This window comes from Leyella stercorea DSM 18206 (genome assembly GCF_000235885.1).
GTDB lineage: Bacteria > Bacteroidota > Bacteroidia > Bacteroidales > Bacteroidaceae > Prevotella > Prevotella stercorea.
In genome coordinates this window covers 1-748 of sequence record NZ_JH379422.1, presented here as the reverse complement: position 1 = coordinate 748, position 748 = coordinate 1, and the positions used below count along the sequence as shown (strand labels likewise).

The 748-nt window shown below is 39.2% G+C and carries 1 pseudogene; it reads right to left on the bottom strand.

The features are described from left to right. Positions 1-253 precede the first annotated feature (253 nt). Positions 254-748 (bottom strand): annotated as a pseudogene (locus HMPREF0673_RS06100) (FRG domain-containing protein); the annotation flags it as partial.

Here is a 748-nt window from a genome sequence, read left to right as displayed (position 1 = left end):
GGATATCATATTTCGCAAATATAGAATTTTCCCTTGAACTTAACAAGCAATCAATTAAATTTATTAACCGACAAGATAGAAGAAACACTGCTTACAGGCTGTCCTCCCTTTTAAGTAGTATGTATACAAAGTAGAGAAATGCTTGCAAGTTCAAGATATACCACAAGATTAAGACTTGAGGTAATTTTTTCAAGTTGAGAGCCGAGCTATCCGCGTAATAGCTCGGCTTGTTTTTTCTGAAAAGAGGGAAAGGTTACTTAGGCAGATGGTATTTGTCCTTTATATGTTCGGCCACGTGTTCGACTTCTGGGAACAACGTTGATTTGTCTATGCCGAGGGCTTCAAGCTGCTTCCTGATTTTCTGCTTCTGCGCTTTATTGATGATGTACACTTTGTAGCTGAAGTTAAGCGATGCAGGCTTGCTTTTATCGCCATTGATACCATAAAGGAAAAATGCCCCGGACTGCCGGATTATACGAGGATTGTCAAACATCGGTTTTACACAAAAGACTCTCTCGATATCCTTTGAGTCAATCACATTCTGAAAATGAGGTTTCTCGTACTTAATTTCATGCAGAAGATATTGGATTTCCTCTTCGGAGTTGAACTCATTCCTATCCAGTTCTCTCAAATCTTCGATACTGAAATCTATTGGGCGTTTGGCGATATTAGAAACGACACTGACGGCATCGCTATCAAAATATTTAATATCTGACGTTTGAACTTCGAATCGGAACAGTTTTCCGTC